General features: G+C 74.3%; 19 protein-coding genes. 3 read left to right on the top strand and 16 right to left on the bottom strand.

Features of this window, described 5'->3' with window-relative positions:
• Together BMW27_RS06905 and BMW27_RS06900 are read right to left on the bottom strand one after the other, a co-directional pair.
• On the bottom strand, positions 1–1,962 hold a 1,962-nt coding region (locus tag BMW27_RS06905; RefSeq protein WP_217638055.1), incomplete at its 3' end, for a serine/threonine-protein kinase.
• A 138-nt stretch (positions 1,963–2,100) separates the two neighbouring features.
• Positions 2,101–4,410 carry an FHA domain-containing protein gene (locus tag BMW27_RS06900; protein WP_091441048.1) on the bottom strand — a complete coding sequence of 770 codons (2,310 nt, stop codon included), beginning with the start codon at positions 4,408–4,410 and terminating at the stop codon, positions 2,101–2,103.
• Between the two features lie 252 nt (positions 4,411–4,662).
• Here BMW27_RS06900 and BMW27_RS06895 point away from each other — a divergent pair, with 252 nt between their 5' ends.
• Entirely contained in the window at positions 4,663–5,697 is a 1,035-nt protein-coding gene (locus BMW27_RS06895) for an ion channel (protein ID WP_091441045.1), read from the top strand.
• Between the two features lie 3 nt (positions 5,698–5,700).
• Here the strand turns inward: BMW27_RS06895 and BMW27_RS06890 are convergent, their stop codons facing one another.
• The 3 genes from BMW27_RS06890 to BMW27_RS06885 are packed head-to-tail and all read right to left on the bottom strand — an operon-like array spanning position 5,701 to position 7,632.
• Positions 5,701–6,207: a mycothiol transferase gene (locus BMW27_RS06890; protein WP_091441043.1), complete on the bottom strand. Its 507-nt coding sequence runs from the start codon at positions 6,205–6,207 to the stop codon at positions 5,701–5,703.
• A 29-nt stretch (positions 6,208–6,236) separates the two neighbouring features.
• Positions 6,237–6,362: a hypothetical protein gene (locus BMW27_RS24285; protein WP_281244743.1), complete on the bottom strand. Its 126-nt coding sequence runs from the start codon at positions 6,360–6,362 to the stop codon at positions 6,237–6,239.
• Between the two features lie 34 nt (positions 6,363–6,396).
• Complete coding sequence (locus tag BMW27_RS06885) at positions 6,397–7,632, bottom strand: serine/threonine-protein kinase (RefSeq protein ID WP_091441040.1); 1,236 nt, start codon at positions 7,630–7,632, stop codon at positions 6,397–6,399.
• A 155-nt stretch (positions 7,633–7,787) separates the two neighbouring features.
• Here BMW27_RS06885 and BMW27_RS06880 point away from each other — a divergent pair, with 155 nt between their 5' ends.
• Positions 7,788–8,366 (top strand): universal stress protein, encoded by a 579-nt coding sequence (locus BMW27_RS06880; RefSeq protein WP_091441037.1) that lies wholly within the window; start codon positions 7,788–7,790, stop codon positions 8,364–8,366.
• 102 nt (positions 8,367–8,468) lie between these two features.
• On the opposite strand, the gene BMW27_RS06875 is transcribed toward BMW27_RS06880, so the two are convergent.
• From BMW27_RS06875 to BMW27_RS06850, 7 genes are all read right to left on the bottom strand, one after another.
• Complete coding sequence (locus BMW27_RS06875) at positions 8,469–8,969, bottom strand: DUF2505 domain-containing protein (protein WP_175486395.1); 501 nt, start codon at positions 8,967–8,969, stop codon at positions 8,469–8,471.
• Positions 8,970–9,078: 109 nt separating this feature from the next.
• The gene (locus BMW27_RS23265; protein ID WP_175486394.1) at positions 9,079–9,690 is read right to left on the bottom strand and encodes a hypothetical protein; all 612 of its coding nucleotides are present in this window, start codon (positions 9,688–9,690) and stop codon (positions 9,079–9,081) included.
• A gap of 55 nt (positions 9,691–9,745) precedes the next feature.
• The gene (locus BMW27_RS06870; protein WP_091441032.1) at positions 9,746–10,171 is read right to left on the bottom strand and encodes a DUF6069 family protein; all 426 of its coding nucleotides are present in this window, start codon (positions 10,169–10,171) and stop codon (positions 9,746–9,748) included.
• Between the two features lie 345 nt (positions 10,172–10,516).
• A complete protein-coding gene (locus tag BMW27_RS06865) occupies positions 10,517–11,308 on the bottom strand; it encodes a phosphotransferase (protein WP_175486393.1) in 792 nt (263 codons plus the stop codon).
• Positions 11,309–11,333: 25 nt separating this feature from the next.
• Positions 11,334–12,794, bottom strand: coding sequence for an amino acid permease (locus BMW27_RS06860; RefSeq protein ID WP_091441027.1), 1,461 nt, complete (start codon positions 12,792–12,794; stop codon positions 11,334–11,336).
• A 35-nt stretch (positions 12,795–12,829) separates the two neighbouring features.
• Positions 12,830–14,482: an AMP-binding protein gene (locus BMW27_RS06855; protein ID WP_091441024.1), complete on the bottom strand. Its 1,653-nt coding sequence runs from the start codon at positions 14,480–14,482 to the stop codon at positions 12,830–12,832.
• A gap of 7 nt (positions 14,483–14,489) precedes the next feature.
• Positions 14,490–15,449: a cyclase family protein gene (locus tag BMW27_RS06850; RefSeq protein ID WP_217638054.1), complete on the bottom strand. Its 960-nt coding sequence runs from the start codon at positions 15,447–15,449 to the stop codon at positions 14,490–14,492.
• Positions 15,450–15,605: 156 nt separating this feature from the next.
• Here BMW27_RS06850 and BMW27_RS06845 point away from each other — a divergent pair, with 156 nt between their 5' ends.
• Positions 15,606–16,895: a hydroxyacid-oxoacid transhydrogenase gene (locus BMW27_RS06845; RefSeq protein WP_091441019.1), complete on the top strand. Its 1,290-nt coding sequence runs from the start codon at positions 15,606–15,608 to the stop codon at positions 16,893–16,895.
• On the opposite strand, the gene BMW27_RS06840 is transcribed toward BMW27_RS06845, so the two are convergent.
• The 4 genes from BMW27_RS06840 to helR form a co-directional block, all read right to left on the bottom strand.
• Positions 16,896–17,312 carry a PaaI family thioesterase gene (locus BMW27_RS06840; protein ID WP_091441523.1) on the bottom strand — a complete coding sequence of 139 codons (417 nt, stop codon included), beginning with the start codon at positions 17,310–17,312 and terminating at the stop codon, positions 16,896–16,898.
• 114 nt (positions 17,313–17,426) lie between these two features.
• Entirely contained in the window at positions 17,427–17,603 is a 177-nt protein-coding gene (locus BMW27_RS23260) for a hypothetical protein (protein WP_175486392.1), read from the bottom strand.
• A 96-nt stretch (positions 17,604–17,699) separates the two neighbouring features.
• Positions 17,700–20,036 (bottom strand): M28 family peptidase, encoded by a 2,337-nt coding sequence (locus BMW27_RS06835; RefSeq protein WP_091441015.1) that lies wholly within the window; start codon positions 20,034–20,036, stop codon positions 17,700–17,702.
• A gap of 72 nt (positions 20,037–20,108) precedes the next feature.
• Positions 20,109–22,262, bottom strand: a complete 2,154-nt coding sequence (gene helR, locus BMW27_RS06830) for an RNA polymerase recycling motor ATPase HelR (protein ID WP_091441011.1) — start codon at positions 22,260–22,262, stop codon at positions 20,109–20,111.
• Between the last annotated feature and the right edge of the window lie 525 nt (positions 22,263–22,787).

The raw sequence follows: 22,787 nt of genomic DNA, 5'->3' as shown, positions 1-22,787 counted from the left end.
GGGTGTGCTGCTGGCGGACGGGACCGTGCTGTCGGGGGTGGCGGAGGGGGTGGTGCTGGCCGACGGGGTGCTGCTCGCGGAGGTCGTGTCCGGATCGACCGGGCTCTCGTCGTCCGACCCGGTGGGCGTGAGCGGAGCCGACGTGGCGGAGCCCGTTCCCGTCTCGCTCGCCGATGTCGACGCGTGTGCACCCTGGTCGGCCTGTTGGGCCGCCGCCTCGGGGGAGAAGTCGAGGGCCACCTGGACCGTCCCCGGATCGGTCGGTCCGTCCTCGTCGCCGCGACTGCCCCGCGGCCGCTGGGCGGCCACGGTGGCGTCCTGCGTCTGGTCGACGATGACGAAGTCCTCCACGACGGTGGGCGCCGGCCGGACCACGGTCACGGGCCGGCTCTCGAGCTCCGGCCACGTCTGTCCCTCGTAGCGGGCCCGGTCCCGCGGCGCGGGATCGCCGAGCGGGTTGCCGCAGGAGCACCGCACCCGAGGAACGCCGCGATCGTCGACCAGCACCGCGGTCCCGGCTTGCAGGACGGACTGGAACGCACGCGCCCGACCGTCGCGGTGCCCGTGGTTGGTGACGGCCGTGTCGGCGCGGAGCACGACCGGGGTGAGTGACACCAGGAACGACCGGATGTCCTCGCGCTCGATGCCCTGTGCGCCGGCCCAGGTCATCGCCGTGGCCGGGTGCGCCTCGAGGTGGGTCGCCAACTCGTCGGAGTCGCAGGCTTCGGCGCCCGTGCCGCCGTACAACCCCACCGTGTCCCCGGACACGGGTACGTCCGCCGGCGGGTGCGTCCCACCGCCGGGGCTGCTGCCGCCCGCCACGGAGGACGGGGCCGTCGGCGACCCGGGTGCCGCGTTCGCGTCCGGTGGCACGAACGGGTCCTCGCCGGTGGAGGTCGCGGGCTCGGCCTCGACCCGCACCGCCTCGACGGACTGCAGCAGGTCGACGCCCACCGCGACAGCTCCTGCCGCGAGGACCACGAGGGCGGCGAGGAACAGCCGCGACACCAGGCGTCGCGACCGACGACCCGACCCGGGCCTCCTGACCGACGCGCCGGTGGTCGCCATGGCGGCGGAAGCCGGCCGGGGCAGGTCCACCGACACCGTCACCGCGGTGGCCGAGGGGGTCCTCCCCGGACCACGCAGGGCTGCGGCAGCGGCGGCGGCCAGTTCGCCGGCGCTCTGGTAGCGCCGGTCCGGGTCCTTGGCCATGCCGCGTGCCACGACCTCATCGAGGTGCGCCGGGACGGTCGGCACCCGCTCCGACGCCCTCGGTGGCTCCCGGCTCAGATGGGCGTACATCAACGCGGCGACCTCGTCGGCCTGGAACGGCGCGAGCCCCGTGAGGGTCTCGTACACCAGGCAGGCCAGGGAGTAGACGTCGACCCGGTGGTCGGTGGGGCCGCCGAGGAGTCGCTCGGGCGCGAGGTAGGCGATGGTCCCGACCGTCGTCCCGGTCGTGGTGTGCGGTCCGCCACCGCCCATGGCGGCGGCCACCCCGAAGTCCGCCAGGTAGCAGTGCGGTCCGTGGCCGTCGTCGGTGAGCAGGACGTTGGACGGCTTGACGTCCCGGTGCACGAGACCGGCCCCGTGAGCCGCGTCGAGCGCGGCCGCCACCTGGCCGATGACGGCGACGGCGCGGACCGGTGTCATCGGCCCGTGAGCGGCCAGCACCTCCCCGAGGTCCCTCCCGTCGACCAGCCGCATGTCGAGGTAGAGCCGACCCTCGATCTCGCCGGAGTGGTGGATCGGTATCACGTGCGCCTCGGAGAGCTGCGCGGTCCGCCGGCACTCCGACAGGAACCGCGCGCGGACACGCTCGTCAGCGGCGTACTCCGGGCGCAGACGCTTGAGAGCGACCACCCGTCGACGCACCGTGTCGTAGGCGCGGTGGACCTCACCCATGCCCCCGCGGCCGAGGAGTTCCTGGAGTTCGTAGGGACCGAAGAGCTCCACGACCATGGTCGCCGTCCAGGGGGTCGGAGGCGCTGGCTGACCCGCTGGTCCGCGGGGCGGCCAGTCTGGCTCCGCCATCGGGACCGTGTCCAGGGTCGGCGGACCCGGCCGTCTCGCTCGGGACGGACCCGCGCTCCCGGCTGCTCAGCGCCGGTGCCGGCGCCGACGTGGCTCGTGGCGCCGCAGCACCACGCCCACCAGGACGACCAGCAGGAGGACCATGCCGCCCAGGACGAGCACGTCCGCGAGCCACGTCGTGGCGCTGTGCCGCCACAGCGGATCGTCCGTCGACGGCTGGGTCACCCGCAGGTCCATCGTCACCGCGCCCATGGCGTAGGCCCACCGCGAGGGGACGGCCCAGGAGAGCTGCTCGAGCCCCGTCCGTCCTGCGAGGCCGAACAGCCCGCCGGACAGGATGAACTGCACCATGACCACCACCACGAGCAGGGGCATGCCACGGTCCGCGTTGCTGATCAGCGCGGAGATGACGAGTCCCACCACCATGGAGGCGACGGTGACCGCCACGACCGCGAGCGCGACCTCCAGCCGGCCCCAGGGGAGCAGTACCGCGCCGTCCGGACCGGGCCTCCCGACCATCGCGAGCGCTGCGAACGCCGCAGCCTGGACGGTCGTCACCACCGCGAGCACGGTCACCTTGGCCGCCACGTACGCCACTCGCGACAGCCCGATCGCGCGCTCCCGCTGGTAGATGCTGCGCTCCTTGACCAGCTCCCGGACCGAGCTGGCCGTACCCATCAGGGCGCCCCCCAGGATCAGCACGAGCAGGAGTTGACGAGCCTGCACCGGATTGGCCCCCGCGACGGAGAGCCCTCGGGGCGCGGTCATGGTGTGGGCCAGGCCGCTCAGCAACACCGGCAGGAGGCCGAGGAAGGTCAGGTACGTGCGGTCGGCCAGCAGGACGTCGAGCGTGCGCCGGGTGAGCACGCGGTACTGGACGAGCGCCGAGCCCCTCGGCGGGGGAACGGTCTCCGGGGGGCGCCGGTCCGATGGCCGGCCGGAGAGTCGGTGGTGGAGGCCCGAGCGCCGCAGCCGGTCGTGCCAGTCGACCGATGCCTGGCGCTCCAGCAGCAGGAACACCTCGGCGAAGTCCGTGACCCCGAAGTACTCCAGCACCCGGTCCGGTGGACCGTCGTAGGCCATCCGACCACCGGGCGCCAGGACGACGAGGTGGTCGCAGACCTCCAGGTTGAGGACGCTGTGGGTGACGACGACGACGGTCTGCCCCGTGTCCGCCAGCGCCCGCAACGTCTGCATCACCTGCTTGTCCAGCCCCGGGTCCAGTCCCGACGTGGGCTCGTCGAGGAACAGCAGTGAGGGTCGGGTGAGGAGCTCCAGCGCCACACTGGTCCGCTTGCGCTGACCGCCGGAGAGCCGGTCGATCCGCTGGTGCGCCCACTGGGTGAGTCCGAGCTCCTCCAGCACCTCCTCGATGCGCCTGGTGCGCTCCTGCCGCGTCACGTCCGGGGGGAAGCGCAGGCGGGCAGCGTGGGACAGGGCGCGCAGCACGCTCAGCTGCGGGTGGAGGATGTCGTCCTGCGGGACGAGTCCGATGCGGTGCCGCACCTCGTCGTAGTCCGCGTACAGGTCCCGTCCGCCGTACCGCACCACGCCCGCGTCCGCTGGTCGGGTCCCGGTCAGGGCGCCGAGCAGGGTCGACTTGCCCGAGCCACTCGGCCCGAGGATCGCCAGCAGGCTGCGCCCGGCGACCCGCAGGGCGAGGTCGTCGAGCAGGCGGCGTCCGTCGCGGGTCACGACCAGGTCCGCCGCCTCGATGTCGACGTCCCCCTCGTCCTGGTACGCCACCAACCGGTCCCCGGACAGGTGGAGGAGCGCGTGTCCGATGCCGATCAGGTCGCCCTCGACGACCTCGGCCCCGCCGGTCCCGGTGACCCGCTGCCCGTTCAGGTACGTGCCGTTGGCGCTGCCCGCGTCGCGGATGCGCCACCTGCCACCGGCGCACTCGAGGACGGCGTGGTGCCGGGAGACGAGGAGGTCGTCGATGACGACGTCGTTGTCCGGGAGCCGCCCGACGGTGATCCGGGAGCCGGCGATGTCGTGCACCTCGGTCCTCGGGGCGTGGGTGGGTGCCGCGGTCCCTGGCACCGCACCACCCCGGAGCGGGGCCAGGGTGAGCACGACCCCGTCGACCGGATGGCCCAGCGCGACGGCGGTCGGGGTGGTGATCAACACCTGTGGCACCCGGCGTCCGTCGAGGAAGACCCCGTTGCGGCTGTGGTCGACGAGGAGCCACCCGTCGGCCGTGGCGTCGACCGTGGCGTGGTGCCGGGACACCTGGGCGTCGTCGACGGGGATCGATGACGAGTCGTCGCGACCGATCGTGAGCGACTCGTGCACGGGGACGACCCAGCGCCGTTCGCCCAGGCGGACCTCCAGGGCCATCGACCAGTCGCGGACGACCGTCTCCCGGTCCATCTCGACTCCCGTGCTGGGGCCACGCGGTGGCTGTGTGTGGTCGCACCGTCCCGAGCGGACCGATGAGACTCCCCGGCCGACCGGGAGCGCAAGGTCGTCGGCTTCGCTCCGGACCCGGGGTGCCCTCGACGTCCCCGCCCGCAGGGACCCGGCGGAGGAGCGACCCGCCGACCGGCTCTCGTCGATCGCTCCGCCACCGATCCCTGATCACGTCCGCTACCGTGCCCCGGGTCGTCGTCGGGGAGGTCGCAGGTGCCGTTCCTGGTCGCGCGCCTGGCGCGTCTGCTGCGCGTGCGGCTGCCCGGGTGGCGGCTGGCGCTGGCCGTCGCGGTCTTCGTCTTCCTGACCAGCTGGGCGGCCATGGCGGTCGTCGAGCCGGCCGGCTCGGGCATCGCCTCGCCGGGCACCTACTGGTGGTACTTCGTCGTCACCGCGGCCACCGTCGGCTACGGCGACGTCTACCCGGCCTCGGCCGGTGGCCGCGTCGTCGGCGCCTACGTCATCGTCGGCGGCATCGTCACGCTCACCCTGCTCTTCACGCAGCTGTCCGCCGCGCTGCAGTCGGTGAGGGGCAAGAGACTGAGGGGGCTGGTCGGACTGGACCTGACCGACCACGTCGTGCTGCTCGGTTACACGCCCGGGCGGACGGCGCGCATCGTCGCCGAGCTGACCGCGGAGGGCGGTACGCCGCTGGTGCTCTGCGCGAGCGAGGACGTCCCGGAGGACCCGCTGCCCGAGCGGCTGGACGTGCAGTTCGTCCGCGGCGACCTCACCTCGCCCGACGTGATGGCCCGCGCGAGCGTGGCGCGTGCCCGGACGGCGGTGATCGACGTCCGTGACGACAACGAGGCCCTGGCCGTCGCCCTCGCCGTCACCCACGCCAACCCGCGCATCCACCTGGTCGCCGCACTCCGCGACCTCGGCCGGCTGGGCACGCTGCGCTACGTGCACCCCGACGTCCAGGGGGTGCAGTGGCACATGCCGTTCCTGCTGACCGAGGAGGCCAACGACCCCGGCATCGCCCAGGTCTACAGCGACCTGATGACCAGCGGCGGGCACGGCAACACCTACTCCACCCGCCTGCCGGAGGGCTTTCCGCACCGCACGTTCGGCGACTGCCAGACCTGGTTCGGGCGCACCTTCGGCGCCACGGTGCTGGCCCTGCGCACCGGGGGCGGTCCGCTGGTCGTCAGCCCCGGCTGGGACACCCCGCTGCCCGAGGGCACGACGCTGTACTACGTCGCCGGGCGGCGCATCGAGGCCGCCCGGCTGCGCGCCGGCGGATGACCCTCAGCGCCCCAGCAGACCGCGCAGGTAGGCGGCCTGGCCCAGGTGCTGGAAGTCGTCGGAGAGCACGCTGACCAGCCGGACGCCGAGGGTGACCGGTGGGTCCCAGTTCGTGTCGACGACCCGGTCGAGGTCCTCGTCGGAGAGGCCGCGCAGGAACTCCGTCGACCGCGCGTGCACGGCGCGGGAGTAGCCCAGCAGCAGGTCGGCCGAGGGCACCCGGACGGTGTCGACCTCCTCGTCGGCCATCCCGTAGCCGGTGGCCGCGTCGTCCAGGGGGAGGCCGAAGCGGCCGGCCCAGCCCTCGGCGGTCCACACCTGCTCGGTGCCGGCGACGTCGGCGACGTGGTCGTCCTGCACCCGCAGCAGGTGCCAGGCCAGCCAGCCGATCGGGTTGGCGCCGGGCTGCAGCCGGCGGTTCAGGTCGTCGGGCCCCAGCCCCTCGACGGTCCGGCTGAACGTCTCCTCGACCTGCTCGTAGGCGTAGCTGAGGACGTCGCGGCTGCGCATGGGTGCAGCGCTACCCGGAGGCCGGCCGGTCACTCACCCGGGGCGGTCTCCTCCGACGGCTCGCTCTGCGCCTCCAGGTCGGCGGCCTGCTCGGGGGTCTCCACCTCCAGGGCGATGTCGCGGGGCTGCGGGGTCTCGGCGGACGGCGTCGTCATGGGTCGAGCCTGCCGCAGGACGCGGTCGTCCGCGTCACCAGCCGAGCAGGGCCCCGGCGAGCACGACCAGGCCGGCCGCCACGGCGAGCAGCGCGAGCACCACCACCAGCACCGGGACGACCACCCAGCGACGGCGGAACCGGCGCCGTTGCGGCCGGTTGCCGGGACGTTCCGCCGGCCGACGCCCGGCCGGGGGCGCGGGCGGCGCCTCCGGCGGGACGGTCTCCCGCCGCCGGACCTCCCGGCGCTCCCGTCTGCGCTCGGCCAGGTGGCGGGCCTGGTCCCGGGCGTCCCGGGCGACGGCACCGATCACGGTCGCCGACGCGGCCGCCAGGGCGCGCAGGTCCGCGGCGTCGATCCGCTCCACCCGCTCGTGCTCGGGCGCCGGCCGCTCCGCCTGCGGCGGGGACGGCTCCGGTGACCAGGGCGTGGTGCCCCGCGTCGAGTCGAGGGCCGCGTGCAACTCCCGGCGCGCCTGCTCGGCGGTCATCCGCTGTGCCGGGTCCTTGGTGAGCAGGCCGCGCAGCACCGGCTCGAGCGGACCGGCGTGGACGGGCGGCGGCGGCTCCTCGGTCACCACCGCCATGAGCGTGGCCATGGGCTCGCCCCGGGCGAACGCCTGGCGGCCCTCGACCGCGGTGTAGAGCGTCGCGCCGAGCGACCACAGGTCCACGGCGGGCCCCGGCTGCTCCCCGTGGGCACGCTCGGGCGCCATGTAGGACGGCGAGCCGATGATCGCACCGGTCGTGGTGATCGCCGGGTCGCCGGTGGCGGTCGCGATGCCGAAGTCGGTGAGGCAGGCTCGCCCGTCGGGGGCGACCAGCACGTTGCCCGGCTTGACGTCGCGGTGCACGATCCCGGCCTCGTGCGCGGCGGTCAGCCCGGCGAGCACGTCGAGCCCGATGCGGGCGACGGCCGGCCACGGCAGCGGGCCCTGCCCGTCGAGCACCTGCTGCAGGCTGCAGGACTCCACGTGCTCCATGACCAGCCAGGGACGGCCGTCCTCCTCGACCACGTCGTAGACCGAGGTCACCGACGGGTGGTCCAGGCGGGCGGCGGTGCGGGCCTCGCGCATCGTGCGCTCGCGCAGCAGGCGGCGCTCCTCGTCGGACAGGTGCAGCGCGAAGGTGACCTCCTTGACCGCCACCGGCCGGTCCAGCTTCAGGTCGGTGGCCCGCCAGACGACGCCCATGCCGCCACGGCCGAGGACCTCGCTGAGCGCATAGCGCCCGGCGAGCAGACGTTCGTCGGACGCCGGCTCCGCGGTCATGGCCGGACGGTACGCCGCGGCGGGCGCTCCCCGCGCCCCCGAGCGCGCGCCGGGACCGAGGGCCCTGTCGCCTCCGCGACGGGACCCGCATGCTCGGCCGTGCCGGTCGTCCGCGGGCACCGGGGCTCCGGCGGCCGGCCTGCGAGGAGGCGGTCATGACCGAGCAGGCCGAACGGGTCGAGGGACCCCAGGCACGGGGGCCACGCGTGGTCGTGGGTGTGGACGGCTCGGCGGGAGCACGGGCCGCGGTGCGGTTCGCCGTCGAGGACGCCGTCCGACGGGGTGTGCCCGTCGAGGCGGTCATCTCCCACCGGCCACCCGAGGCGTGGATGGACTTCGACGCGATCGGTGACTTCGAGTACGACAAGGCGACGGCCGCGGCGGTGGAGCGGGCCGAGACGTTCATCGCCGAGGTGCTCCGCGACGTCCCGGAGCCGCACCCGGAGATCCACGTGACGGCCGTCCTCGGGTCGGCGGCGGACGCGCTCATCCGGGAGTCGGCCGGTGCGGACCTGCTGGTGGTCGGCAGCCGGGGGCACGGCGGGTTCTCCAGCATGCTGCTCGGGTCGACGAGCATGCAGTGCGCCCTGCACGCACCGTGCCCGGTCACCGTCGTCCACTCGCCCGAGTCGCACCGCGAGCGGCTGCACCTGCGGCGTCGCCACGACGGGGAGCGGGTGCGTGCCCGGCGGCGCCGCTTCCGGGGTGCCAGCGTCGACTTCACCGGCCCCTGAGGAACGGCCTCCCTGCAGTAGGAGGACCCCTCCTCCCCACCACTCGCAAGCTCGCGGCGGTACCGGGAGGGAGCCGAGGGGCGTGGGCAGGGAGGTCCTCCTTCAGTCCGGGGTGCCGAGCCAGCGGCGCAGCACGTCGTCCTCGCGGCGCAGCACGACCATCGCCAGCTCCCGGACGGCGGCCTCGGCCTGCCGCCCGACGACCGGCGCGTCGACCTCCGCCTCGCCGGTGACCGTGGAGCGGGTCCCCGCGGCGGTGGGGCGGAGCCGCCGCTCGCCGCGCACCGCCGCCGTCCGGCCGAGGATGCGCGTCTCCACCTGCAGGACCCCGCGGTGCCCGCCGTCGCCGTCCACCGTCCAGCTGCGCCGGTCGGCGACGGCGACCTCGCGGCCGACGAAGCGGGTGAAGACCGCCGGGATGCCCAGCGTGGGGACGACGAGCCGCACCGTCGTCCGCGGGCTGCCGCCGTCCGGGACGCTCTCCACCGACTCGAGCCGGGCACCGAGGACCGAGGCGTAGTCGCGGAGGAAGGCCTCGTCGGTGAGGACGGCGAGGACGTCGTCCGGACCGGCCGGGAACACGGCGGTGTGGTCGATGGACACGCGCCATCCTGCGACGGCGAGCCCGCGCGCGCCCGTCGAGCGCCGTTCCGCCCCGGCCGGCCCGGCCCGGGAACCGGCCGTTCTGCCGGCTCGGCGACCCGGCCCGCGGTCAGCCCGGGGTGCCGTCGGCGAAGCTGACCGCGCCGCGCATGGACCGGCCCCGGGTGATCGCGCGGTCGACCTCGTCGACGACCAGCTCGACCAGCCAGCGCAGCGGCCCGGTGTGCGCGAGGAGTTCCTCGGCGGCACGCTCCTGCGGCGTGGCCAGCAGGCCGAGGGTGCCGGCGACCGCTGCCAGGGCGGCGTCCTCCGGCGTCCACTCCTGCCGCCGTGGCTCCTCGAGGGCCTGCTCGTCGGCCGCCGTGCGGTCGGCCCGGCAGTCGACGTACCGGGTGCCGAGCAGCCGGCGGCGCACCGTCCACGACCCGCGACGCAGGTGCTCGGCGGCGAGGTCCTCCTGGTCGACCGGGCCGGCGCGCAGCAGGTCGGTCAGCGAGTCGGCGCCCTCGGCCAGGAGCCGGTCGGCGGGGGCGAAGCCGGAGGGCGGGTCGTCGAACTCGACGGCGTCCTCGGTGTCCCGCACCCGGCCGCGCAGCGCGAGGTCGACCAGCAGGGTGCCGCGCACCGCCAGCGCCGTCACCAGGTCGTCGGTCAGCCGGCCCCGGTCGAGCGCCAGGGCGGCCAGCCGCATCGACACCGATCCGTCCCAGTCGTCGTCCACGCGGGCATCCTGTCGCGGCCCGCGGCGGTGCGGGCCCGGTCGTGCCGCCGAGCGGTCAGTCCCGGCGGGCGGCGGGCAGGCGACGGGCCACGGTGGGCACGACGATCGCCGCGGCGACGAGGTGGGTGACCATCAGCAGCACCCGGGTGTCGCCGGAGGCGTCGGCGACCAGGTCGGGGACCAGTGACAGCGCCGTGAGCACCACGGTCGTGCGCACGAAGGTGCTGCGCGGCTGCCGGGCGCGGCGGGCCAGCACGGCGGCCAGCGCCACCCCCACCAGGGAGAACACGACGGTCAGCACCGCGAAGCCGGACACCGGGATGGGCGCCCCGCTCACGTCGAGGCTGATCCCGGCGGCCGAGCCCGCGGCGGCGACGGTGCTGGTCGCGAGGGCGGCGACCGCGGTGGCGGCCAGGCCGGCGCCGGTGATCGGGCCGGTGCTGCGGCGGGTGGTGGCGGTGGTGGTCAGCGTGGCGGTCATGACGTCCTCCGGGGGCAACGACCGGCTCAGTGCCGGCCTCTCACCAGGACGTCGAACGGCCGCGGCCCGGATCGACACGGGTCAGCAGGAAATCTCGACACGGCGTCCCCGCCGCGACCGCTGCGGAGGCGAGGCGGGGCACGGCGTGCCACCCGCACCCGGCCAGTGTGGCCTGGTACAGCGGGTCGGCGCCGGCGGTGCGCACACCCGGGCCGAGGCGGCGGCGACAAAGGGGCCCACGAGGCCGATGACCACGGCGGGAGGCGCGGCGTGGAGGCCGGGACGGGCACGCCGCCTCCCTGGCCCCGTCAGCACGGGGCGGGGGTCTGCCGGCGACCGGGTGGCTCATGCGGGGAAGAGCCACGCGGTGCTGCGCCGGGCGGCCTCGGCGTACTCCGCACGGCCGGTCCGCAGGCCGTAGTCGAGGTCCTCAAGGGCGGCGCAGCGCGCGAAGAACTCGATCCGCGGGCCGGCGCCGGGCAGACCGCCGTACGCCTGCAGGGCCTCGGTGAGGAAGGCGGGGCCGAAGTCGCGGTACGGCCGGGCGAGGTCCAGGGCCGGGTCGGTGACCGCGCAGTCCGACCAGTCGATCACGCCGGTGAGGCCCGTCGCGTCGGCGAGGAGGTGCTCGGCGCCGAGGTCCGCGTGCGCCACCACGCGCAGCGGGGAGGGACGCGGCACGCTCGACCGGACCACGCGCAGCAGCTCGGCCGGCCCGTCGAGGTCCACCAGCCACTCGGCGGGGTCGGCGTCCTCCACGTCGACGAAGGCCCGCACCGCGCCCGGGTCGGTGGCGTGCAGGTCGTGCAGGAACCGGCCGAGGACGGCGCCGGTGCCCGGTGCCGGCGTCCGGCCGAGCAGGGGCCGTCCCGGCAGCAGCCGCTGGCCGAGGACCCCGGCGTCCCCGTCGGCGAACACGGGGATGGGGACGGCCAGCGGCAGCCGCGGCGCGAGGAACTCCAGCAGGCCCGCCTCGCGCTGCACGTCGGGGACGTCGGCCACCCGGAGGACCAGCTCGCCCGCGGCGAAGGCGGTGTTGTCCAGTCCGCGGCCCAGCTCCCGCAGCGGCAGGTCGGCGAGCTCGGGAGCGTGCCTCCGGAGCGCTGCGGCGGCACGTGCCGCCGCGGGCTCGGTCACGGGCCCGGTGTGCCGGCCGCTCCGCTCACTCGTGGGGCGGGGCGGGCGCCGCACGCCGGTGGTGCGGGCTGTCCGGGTTGAGCAGCGAGTGCCTGCGGCCGTAGGTGAAGTAGATGACGAAGCCGATGACCAGCCAGGCCCCGAAGCGCGCCCACGTCTCCCAGGGCAGCTGCCAAATCAGGAACAACGACGACAGGACCCCGAACGCGGGGACCACGGGCATGAAGGGCAGCCGGAAGGAGCGGGGTGTGTCGGGCTGGGTGTAGCGGAACAGGATGACCGCGGCGCACACGACGATGAACGCGGACAGGATGCCGATGTTCGTCAGGTCCGCGACGGCGCGGATCGGGAAGACGCCGGCGAGCAGCGCCGATCCGATGCCGGCGATCCAGGTCACCCGCTGCGGTGTGCCACCGCGGTCGACCTTGGCGAACCACGGGGGCAGCAGCCCGTCGCGGCTCATGGAGAACCACACCCGGGTCACGCCGAGCAGGAAGGTCAGCATCACGGTCAGGATGGACAGCACGGCGAACACCGAGATGATCGTGGCGATCACCGGCAGGCCGACGCTGGTGAAGGCCGAGGCGAAGCCCGCGGTCGGGTCGATGTCCTGGTAGTTCTGCATCCCGGTGAGCACCAGGGTGGCGGCCACGTAGAGCGTCATCGCGATGACCAGCGACAGGATGATCGCCTTCGGCATGTGCTTCTTGCCGTCCTCGGCCTCCTCGGCGGCGGTGCTCATGGCGTCGTAGCCGAAGACCGCGAAAAAGACGGTCGCCGCGCCGGTGAGCACCGGGCCGAACCCGGCGGGCAGGAACGGGTCGTAGTTGCCGGCGTCGATGTAGAAGACGCCCAGCCCGATGATGAACAGGATGAGTACGATCTTGATCGCCACGGCGATGAGCTCGAACCGGCCGAAGGCCTTCGTGCCACGGCTGAGGATGAAGGTCACCAGCAGGCAGATCACGATGGCCGGGACGTTGACGACCCCGCCCTCCTCGGCGGACGCGGTGACCGACACCGGCAGGGCGACCCCGAAGCCGTTGAGGAAGGCCTCCAGGTAGCCGGAGATGCCGATCGCCACGACCGCGACGATGGCGATGTACTCCAGCAGCAGGTCCCAGCCGATGAACCACCCGATGATCTCACCGAGGGCGACGTAGCCGTAGGTGTAGGCCGAGCCGGCCCGGGGGATCATGCCGGCGAACTCGGCGTAGGACAGCGCCGCGGCTGCCGAGGCCAGGCCGGCGATGAGGAAGGCGATCAGCACCGCGGGCCCCACCCCGGGGTTGTCCTCGTCGCCGGCCGCCACCAGCCCGGCGAGGGAGAAGATCCCGACGCCGATGATGCCGCCGACGCCGATCGCGGTCAGCTGCCAGAGCCCGAGGCTCTTGGCGAGCGCGCCGGCCCCGCTCTCCTTCTCGATCTCGTCCATCCGGTCCACCGGCATGCGCCGCCAGATCGAGTGCCTCGCCTGCGTGCTCATCCGTTCCCCCTCGCGGTCGGACCAGGGACTGTCGGTCAGGAGCCTCCGCGCAGCTCGCGGCGGAGGATCTTGCCGGTGACCGTCTTCGGCAGCTCGTCGACCAGGACGACGCTGCGCGGGTACTTGTAGGCCGCCATGCGATCCTTGCAGTGCGCGATGAGCTCCTCGGGGGTGGCGTCCGCGCCGGGCACGAGGCTGACGAAGGCCTTGACCGTCTCGCCGCGCTTCTCGTCCGGGATGCCCACGACCGCCGACTCGCGGACCGCCGGGTGCTCGGCGAGGACGTCCTCCACCTCGCGCGGCCACACCTTGTAGCCCGACGCGTTGATCATGTCCTTCTTGCGGTCGACGATGAACACCCAGCCCCCGGGGTCCATGAAGCCGACGTCGCCGCTCCGGAGTGCACCGCCGGGCAGGTTGGCGGCGGTCTCCTCCGGTTTGCCCCAGTAGCCGGCGACCACCTGCGGTCCGTCGGCGACGATCTCGCCCACCTCGCCCAGCGGGAGGTCCTTCCCGTCGTCGTCCTGGATGCGCACGATCGTGTTGGGCGCCGGGACGCCGACCGACAGCGCCCCCGAGTTGGGGTCGACCGGGGACGGCGAGCCGAAGGGGGTGACCGTCATGGGCGAGGTCGTCTCGGTCAGGCCGTAGGCGTTGTGCACCTGCTTGCCGGTGGCCTCGAGGAACCGCCGCTCGGCGGTCGGGGAGATCGCGGCACCGCCGGAGTAGATCGACGTGAACGACGCGAAGTGGTCCGCGGTCATCCCCGGTGCGTTGAGCAGGGCGGTGAACGCGGTGATCGCGCCGATGGTGAACGTCGGCCGGTGCTCGAGGAAGGCGTCCAGGACGACCTGCGGCTCGAACCGGTAGGCCAGCACCAGCGGCGCGGGGGCCAGCATGCTGACCGCGATGTGCCCGATCAGCCCGGTGATGTGGAACAGCGGGGCGATGGCGAAGATGGCGCCGTCCCGCCCGGCCCGCACCCAGTCGCGGTAGACCTGCGCGGTGAAGACGACGTTCCGGTGGGTGTTCATGGCGCCCTTGGGCACCCCCGTCGTCCCCGAGGTGTAGGTCAGGAACGCGACGTCGTCCGGGCCCAGCTGCACCGGCGGCAGCGGCTGCCCCCGGTGCTCGGCGACGAACCCGGCGAGGTCCGTCGTCCCCTCGGAACGCTGCCGGCCCACCCCGGCGAACAGCCGTTCGTCGTTGCGCGTCTGGAACTCCAGCTCGCTGGTCGTCAGCACCAGCCGGACGTCGGTGTCCGGCACGACGTCCCGGGCGACCTGGTCGTACAGCGACTCCAGGGCGACGAGGACGGTGGCCCTGGAGTCCTTGAGCAGGTAGGACAGCTCGCGGGCCCGGCTCATCGGGTTGATCGACACCATGACGCCGCCGGCCTTCCAGGCGGCCACCATCGCGATGACGAACTGCGGGACGTTCTGCAGGTAGACCGCCAGCCGGTCGCCGGGTGCGAACCCGTTGGCCAGCAGGCCGGCGGCCAGGCCGTCGCTGAGCTCGTCGAGCTCCTGGCGGCTGAGGACGCCGTCGAAGTACCGCAGGGCGTCGCCCGAGGGGTCCCGCGCCAGCCCGGCGCGGAACATGCTCAGGGCGTCGTCGAACTCGATGTCGTAGTCCGCCGGCTGGTCCCCGTAGCGGGCGAGCCAGGGGCGGTCGTCGTATGTGCTCACGGCGGTCCTACTTGATGACGACGGGGTTGACCGGGGAGCCGCTGCCCTTGGCGACCTTGAGCGGCGCGGCCACGTAGAGGACGGCGTACCGGCCGTCCTCGGCGCAGTCGGCGGCGAGCTGCTCGAGGTCGGCGATCTCGGTCAGCGTGACCCCGAGGTTGCGCATCAGCGCGTTGTGCAGGACCAGGGCGACCCCCGTGTCGGGGTCGAAGGTCACCTCGTTGGCGATCGTGTCGGTGACCAGGTTGGGGATCTCCATGTCCTGGAACCACCGCACGAGCTCGGGGCTGTAGACCAGGCCCGGCTCGTTGAAGCCCTCGTAGAAGGCCTCGCCCTGCTCGAAGAACAGCTGCAGGAAGTTGGTCCGGATGAGCAGGATGTCCCGCTTCTGGATCTCCACGCCCTGCGCCCTCGCGCAGGCCTCGAGGTCCTCGTGGGTGAAGGTCTCGCCCTTGTCGAGGGTGTCCTTCCCGCGGAAGCGCGCCATGTCCAGCAGCACCGCCCGGCCGACGACGCCGCGCTGGGCGATCGGCTCGACGCTGGCCTTGTCCAGGCCACCGATGGTCGTGCGGGCGTCGTAGCCGTTCCAGATCTTCCCGCCGTACCAGACGTGGCCCAGCCCGTCGTACTGCGTGGAGCCCTGGAGGAAGGCGTTGATCTTGTCGTCGGCGTAGTGCAGGCCGCCGGGGAACTGCGGGGCGTCGGGGGAGTCCCAGGTCGACTCGTCGAGGATCTGGGTCCGCTCGGCCGGCGTCCGGCCGGGCCAGACCGGGTCGCCCTTGGGGTCGCCGATCAGCCGCTGCAGGGTGAAGACCTTGCCCGAGGTGACCAGCCGGGCGGCGGCGAGCACCTGCTCGGGCCCCAGGTAGTTCAGCGAGCCGACCTCGTCGTCGTCCCCCCACTTGCCCCAGTTGGTCGGCGAGTCCTCGAGGAGCTCGGTCAGGTCGGGGGCGGGGGTGTCGGTCACGTGTGCCTCCTGGGCTGGGAGATGCGCCGTCGCGCGGACGGGCGGGGCGGTGCCGTGGATGATGTCGCCGCTGTGGTGGCCACCACAACCGGCGTGCGACATTCGGTGCAACCGAGCACCGCGCCGACCGCCGTCCGAACCGCAGAGAGGGACGTCATGAGCACCGTCTCGCCCGCCAACCCCGAGTCCGTCTTCACCTACGGGGCGCCGCTGCTGAAGTTCGGGAGCGGGGCCTCCGACGAGATCGGTCACGACCTGAGCCGGTACGGCGTGCAGCGGGTGCTGGTGGTCACCGACACGGGGCTCGCGGCCACCGGCATCCCGCAGCGGGTGGCCGACCAGATGGGGCAGTTCGGCATCGAGGCGCGGGTCTACGACGGCGTGCACGTCGAGCCGACCGACGTCAGCCTCGTCGCCGCCATCGAGGAGGCCCGCTCGACCGGGCCCTGGGACGCCTTCGTCGCCGTCGGTGGCGGGTCGAGCATCGACACGGCCAAGGCGATCGACCTGCTGACCACCAACCCCGGCGAGCTCCTGGACTACGTCAACGCGCCGGTGGGGAAGGGGCAGGCGCCGTCGAAGCCGCTGAAGCCGCTCATCGCCGTCCCGACGACGACGGGCACCGGCTCGGAGAGCACCACGATCTGCGTCATGGACGTCATCGCGGCGCGGGTGAAGACCGGCATCAGCCACGCGATGCTGCGCCCGACCCTGGCCGTGATCGACCCGGACCTCACGCTGACCCAGCCGCCCGGGGTGACCGCGGCGTCGGGCATGGACATCCTCTGCCACGCCCTGGAGAGCTACACGGCGCGCTGGTACACGACCTACGAGCACAAGACGCCCGAGGCGCGGGTGCCCTACTGCGGCTCGAACCCCATCTCGGACATGTGGTCGGAGAAGGCGCTCACCCTGCTGGCCGGCTCCTTCCGGCGAGCGGTGCGGCACGGGGACGACGTGCAGGCACGCACCGACATGTCGATGGCGGCGACCTTCGCCGGCATGGGCTTCGGCAACGCCGGCGTGCACATCCCGCACGCCAACGCCTACCCGATCGCGGGCCAGGTGAAGGACTTCCACCCCAAGGACTACCCGGCCGACGAGCCGATGGTGCCGCACGGGATGTCGGTCGCGCTGACCGCGCCGGAGGCCTTCCGCTTCACCTTCGAGGCGGCGCCCGACCGGCACGTCCGCGCGGCGCAGCTGCTGGCGCCGAACGCCGGCCTGCCGACGGACGCGGTCGACTTCCTGCCCATGGTGCTGACGGACCTGATGCGCGACATCGACATCCCCAACGGCGTGGGCGCGGTCGGCTTCGGCGAGGCCGACGTCGACGACCTGGTCGAGGGCACGATGAAGCAGCAGCGGCTGCTGGCCACCTGTCCCCGCGAGGTCACCGAGGACGACATCGCCGGCATCTTCCGGCGGTCGATGTCCCTGTGGTGATCAGCGCAGCCGGACGACGCTCTTGGTGACCTGGGCGGCGGCGACGAGCTCGCCGCCCACGGTCGCCTCGGCGCGCATGAACGCCACCGCGCGGCCGCGGCGCAGCACGGTCGCGGTGACGTCGACGCGCTCCTCCGCGGCCACCGGCCGGAGCAGCGACACCGTGAGGTCGTGGGTCACCGCGTGCTCGGCGTCGGACAGCTGGGGGAGGAGCGCGAGGTAGCTCGCGGTGTCGAGCAGCGTCGTCACCACACCGCCGTGCAGCACCGCCGCCTGGTTCTGGGCACTGGGGCCCACGGGGAACCAGACGCCGGCGGACGGGTCCGCCGGGTCGCGCAGCTGCATGCCCAGGAACCGGTTGAGCGGGATGTCGAGGACGCCCTGCACGCGGGCGGCGGTCTCGATCTCGGACGGCACGCGGGCCACCTCTCGTCGGGGACCCGCCGAGCCTCGCACGCCCCGGCCGTCAGCCGCCGGGACCCGATCCGGGGTCTGCGCCGGGGCGCGGAGGCGGCTGCCCGGCGAGGTCGGTCACTCCGCGGGCGGGGGGACCGGCTCCTCCAGCCAGTTCCAGCTGTGGTGGCTGAACAGCGTCTTGTTGCCCGCGGCGTCGTACACGACGAGGTGACCGGTGGCGGTGAAGCTGAAGCGGGCGTCGTTGCCGAAGCGGATCACTTCGCCATCGGCGCGGTGGAGGTCGAAGGCCATGCCCGGAGCCTGGCACGGGGGTGGAGCCCGTTCGCGCCGATCCACCGCGGTGCGTCGACGGCGGCCGACACGACGCGTCGACGGGCCGGGTCGTCCTCACAGCCGGGCCGTCCGCGTCACCCACAGCTCCGGGGTGACGAGCAGGCGCCCGTCCGGCGGGGCGGACCCGGGCACGAGGCCGAGGTCGGCACTGCGGTCGCCGAGCCGCAGGACGAGGGGGTCGGCACGGTGGTCGAGCAGCAGGCGGACCTCGACGCCGTCGGCCGGCACCGCCTCGAGGACGAACCCGAGGTCCCAGGGCCCGCGGGGCCCGTGCACCGGGAGGTCGCGCCCGGCGACGCGCGCCCCGCGCACGGAGGCGCCGGCGGCGTCCACCCACAGGCCCACCGCGGGCGCGCCGCGCGCCGAACGCAGCCGCAGGACGAGCTCGCGGTCGGTGCCGCGCCGTGTGTCGGAGAGGACGGCGACCTCGGGGGGTGGCAGGGCCACGGCCGGGGCCGGCCCGTGCGCGAGCACCCGCCCGTCCGTGTGGGGGAGGACGTCGTCGAGCGCGGCCGGCGGCTCGGTCAGGAGCGAGGCGCTCCACGCGCTGGGTGGTTCCCGCCAGGAGGCCCACAGCGCCTGGCCGGTGTCGGCGTCGAGACCGTAGAGGAGCTGCTCCTGGCGCGGTGGCGTCGCGCCCTCGCGGTTGACGACGAGCCCGGCTGCGGTGAGCACCGCCGCGAGGACCAGCAGCGCCACCGGCGTCCCCGCCGTCCGCCAGGCCGCTCGCCGAGCCCCCTGTCGGTCGGCCCGTGGCGGCCAGGCGAGGCTCACCACCGGCAGCACCAGGAGCACGAGCAGCCCGGCGAGCACGGCGCTGAACGGCCCGCCCAACCCCATGCCGACGTCGAAGCCGAGCCAGGCGCCGGGACCCAGCAGCACGGCGGCCGCCGCGGACGCCAGGAGCACCGCCGCGGCGCGCGGACCGGTCCACCGGCGTGGCGAGAGGTCGTGCACGACGGCCCCGGCGGCAGCGCACAGGGTCGGCAGCACCAGCATCCCGGAGACGCCCGGGACGGTGAGGGCGACCAGGACACCCGTGACCGCGAGGACGACCACCGCCCCGACGGCCACGGCGTCGAGCCCCGTCCAGCGGCGCAACAGCCCCACCACCGACAGCACCGCACCGACCGCCGCCAGCAGGACCGCCGCCTGGTAGAGCGTGGGGCGGTACGGCTCCCCGACCACCGCGGAGGCCTGCCCGGGGTCGATCGCGAGCGCGGTCCACCACACGCCCCACCCGGCCAGGCCGGCCACGGCGAGCGCCACGACCGCCCCCAGGGCGCCCAGGGCGGTGCGGGGCAGGGTCAGCGCTCGCCGACGCCGGCGCAGGACCAGCACCACGACGGCGACGGCGAGGGCGGCGAACGCGAGGGGGGCCTCCAGCCCCTGCGGGTAGCGCAGCAACCCCCACGGCAGGGTGGTCACGACCTGCTCGGCGCCGCGGGGGACCGCCGTCAGGTCGGCGGCGGCGAGGTGCCGGGTCACCGCGAGGCTGACCTCGCCCATCTGCTGCACCGATGCGGGGCTCAGGTGCTCGAGGTCGTCGACGGGCGAGTGGTAGTGCGCTCCGCCGGCCGAGATGGCCGTGTCGAACCCGTGCAGCCCGGCCGCCGCGAAGGAGGTGAGGTCGCTGTCGTTGGGCAGGGCCTCGAAGGCCGCTTCGGAGGCGGACTCCGCCATCGCCCCGGGGGCGCGGGCGAGGGCGTCGAGCAGGGCGCCGTTGGGCGACGTCGTCCGGAAGGTCGTCGGCGTGCCCCAGGCGCCGCGCGCCTCGTGGTTGAGCACCACGGTGGTCCCGAGGGAGACCGCACGCTCGCGGGTGAAGGCCTCGGACCCCAGCAGTCCGGCCTCCTCGGCGTCGGTGAGCAGGACCACGACGTCGTTGCGAGGTGGCGGGGCGTCCTCGGCGGTCAGGGTCCGGGCGATCTCGAGCAGCACCCCCATCCCCAGGCCGTCGTCGGCCGCCCCCGGCGAGGCGGCGACCGTGTCGTAGTGGGCGGCGAGCAGCACGGTCCCCGTGGGGTCGGTACCCGGCAGGGTCGCCACGACGTTGCGCACCAGCGCCACCGGTTGCGTGCCGGGCTCGCCGAAGTCGGTGGCCCCGACGGCCTGGTGGACCTCGGTGCGCCACCCGCGGGCGTCGAGGGTGGCCAGCAGGTGGTCGCGCACCCTGGCGTGCTCGACCGACCCGACCGGGCGGGGGGCGACGGCGACCTGCTCGAGCTCGTCGATCGCCCGGACGGCGCTGAACGCCGCCGCCGGAGCGCCCGGGCCACGGGGCTGGGCGGGAGCGAGGACCAGCACCGACACGACGGCGACGGACAGGAGCCCGACGAGCGCGAGGACCCCGGCCGGCGGGACCCTGCGCGGCTCCGGAGGAGTCGTCATGCCGGACAGGCTCCCGCCCGTCGACGATCGGCACACCGGCCCGCATGCCGGTGCCGGTCGTGCCGGCCGACGTCAGGAGCTCGTCAGGACGACGAGCTGCTGGGTCGCGCGGGTCATCGCGACGTAGCGGTCGACCGCTCCCTCGGTGCCCTCACCGAACCCCTCGGGGTCGACGAGGACCACCAGGTCGAACTCGAGCCCCTTCGCCAGCACCGGGGTCAGCGACCGGACGCGGGACGTCGCCGGGAACGCGGGGTCGCCGATGACGCAGGCGGTCCCCTCCGCGTGCGCGGCGAGCCAGGTGGCGAGGATCCCGTCCCGCTCCGAGACGGACCCGTGGACGACGGGGACGCCGCTGCTGCGGACGGAGGTCGGCACGTTGGCGTCCGGGAGCACGGCCCGGATGACCGGCTCGGCCTCCGCCATGACCTCGTCCGGCGTCCGGTAGTTGATGGTCAGCGAGGCCAGGGTGATCCGGTCGAGTCCGATGCGCTCGAGCCGTTCCTGCCAGGACTCCGGGAAGCCGTGCCTGGCCTGGGCGCGGTCGCCGACGACGGTGAGGCTCCGGGACGGGCAGCGGAGCAGCAGCATCTGCCACTCCGCGTCGGTCAGCTCCTGGGCCTCGTCCACGACGACGTGGGCGAACGGGCCGGCGAGCTGGTCCGGGTCGGCGGTGGGCAGCGCGGCCTGGTCGACCAGAGCGTCCCGGAGGTCGTGGTGGCGCAGGCTCGTCATCAGCAGCAGCTCGGAGTCGTCGGCCGCGATCAGCTCGTCGATGACGTCGGCCATGCGCTCGCGCTCGCGCAGGACGGCGACCTCCTGCCGGCGGCGGCGCCGGGACGCCCCGGGGTCGCCGAGCCGCTCCCGGGCGGCGTCCAGGAGCGGCAGGTCGGACACCGTCCAGGCCCGGGCGTCCGCGCGCTGCAGCGCCCGGACGTCGTCGGCGCCGAGCCAGGGGGCGCACTTCCGCAAGTAGGCGGGCACCGACCACAGGTCGCCGACGAGGTCGGTCGGCTCCAGCAGCGGCCACGCGCGGTCGAAGGCCGTCCGCAGCTCCCCGTCCTGCAGCAGCGCGGCGCGGACCTGGCCGGGCGACACGTCCTCGTCGTCGTGCGCGTCCACCAGGATCGTGAGCAGCTGCTCCCAGACCTGGTCCCGCGCCTCGTTGTGCGGTGTACCGGGATCGGGTCCCTCGAACGCCTCGGCCCAGTCGTCGACGCTCAGCCGGACGTCGGCCCACGGGGTCGAGATCGTCGTCCTCTTCCTCGGCGGCTCCTCGTAGAACCGCACGGCCGTCTCGATCGCCCGGACCATCTGCGCGGACGACTTCAGGAGGGCCACGTGCGGGTCGGGCTCGACCCCCGCCGCCGCTCCCTCGGGGACCAGGTCCCGCAGGGTGCACGTCCGCACGCCCTCCTCGCCGAGGCTGGGCAGCACGTCGGCCACGTATGCCAGGTAGGGCTGGTGCGGGCCGACGAACAGCACACCACCCCGGCGGTGCCCGAGGCGGGGGTCGGCGTAGAGGAGGTAGGCGGTGCGGTGCAGGGCGACGACGGTCTTCCCGGTACCCGGACCGCCGTCGACGACCAGGGCGCCCTGGGACCCCGCGCGGATGATGGCGTCCTGGTCGGCCTGGATGGTGCCGAGCACGTCGCGCATCCGGGGCGAGCGGCTGCTGCCCAGGCTGGCGATGAAGGCGGACTGGTCGTCGAGCGCGGCGGCGTGCCCGGTGAACCCGTCGGCGGTGAACACCTCGTCCCAGTAGTCGGTGACCCGGCCACGGGACCACCGGTACCTGCGGCGGCTGGCCAGACCCATCGGGTTGCCGTGGGTCGCGCCGAAGAACGGCTCGGCAGCGGGGGAGCGCCAGTCCACCAGGAGCCGGCGACCCGTGCTGTCGGTGAGGCCCAGCCGGCCGACGTACACGGGCTCGGGGTCGTCCTCGCGGACGAAGTGCCCGAGGCACAGGTCCAGACCGAAGCGACGCAGGGCACGCAGGCGGGCGGTCAGCCGGTGCACCTCCAGGTCCCGGTCGAGCGCCTCCTGGCCGGTGCCGCCGGGCGCCCTCCGCTGGGTGTCGAGGCGGTCGGACAGGTCGGCGATCGACTGCCCGAGGCTCTCTGCGATGGCCGCGAAGTGCTGCTCGTCGCCGGCGATCAGCGCCGGGGCGGCCTTGGCGGTGAGGTGGTCGGGGAGGTCGAACGCGCTGGTGGTCAGGGGGCTCACGTCATCACTCCGATCTGGTGCCGCTCGACGACCGCGGCGCGCAGCACGGTGTCTGGGATGGCGAACCGCGCGCCCCCGCGGGCGTCATCTCCGCAGGTCACGGCCTCGGCTGGGTGATTCTGCGGCCCGCCCCGGGCCTTGCCACAAGTCCCCCTGGGCGCTATACGTTGAGGTGGCAGGGAGGTGGATGTGCCCCTCCCGTCGTCCGGTCGGGTCGCCCGACCGGCGGTGTCGCCGGCGGAGGGGACGGACCGCGCCACTCCGGGTGCCGCCGTGGGGCGCCCGGTTCTCCGCGTTCATCAGGTCGGCACGGACGTGGGCGCGCGCCGCCGACCCGGAAGCCGTCCAGGGACCATCGTGGCCGCCCGTGCGGCCACTCGATCGGTCCGGGTCGTCCGACGTGGCGGGGGTGACCACGCAGCCCAGGTCAGGGTCCCGAACCGACCAGGGGCTTAAGGACCTCCACGGTCGCGGTGGGTCGTGGGACCGTTTCCGCGCAGGTTCCGCCTCGCGTCGGCCGCTCGG

The organism is Geodermatophilus poikilotrophus (genome assembly GCF_900111455.1).
Taxonomy (GTDB): domain Bacteria; phylum Actinomycetota; class Actinomycetes; order Mycobacteriales; family Geodermatophilaceae; genus Geodermatophilus; species Geodermatophilus poikilotrophus.
The sequence above is the reverse complement of the archived record's forward strand: the minus strand, read 5'-3'. Positions and strand labels throughout refer to the sequence as shown.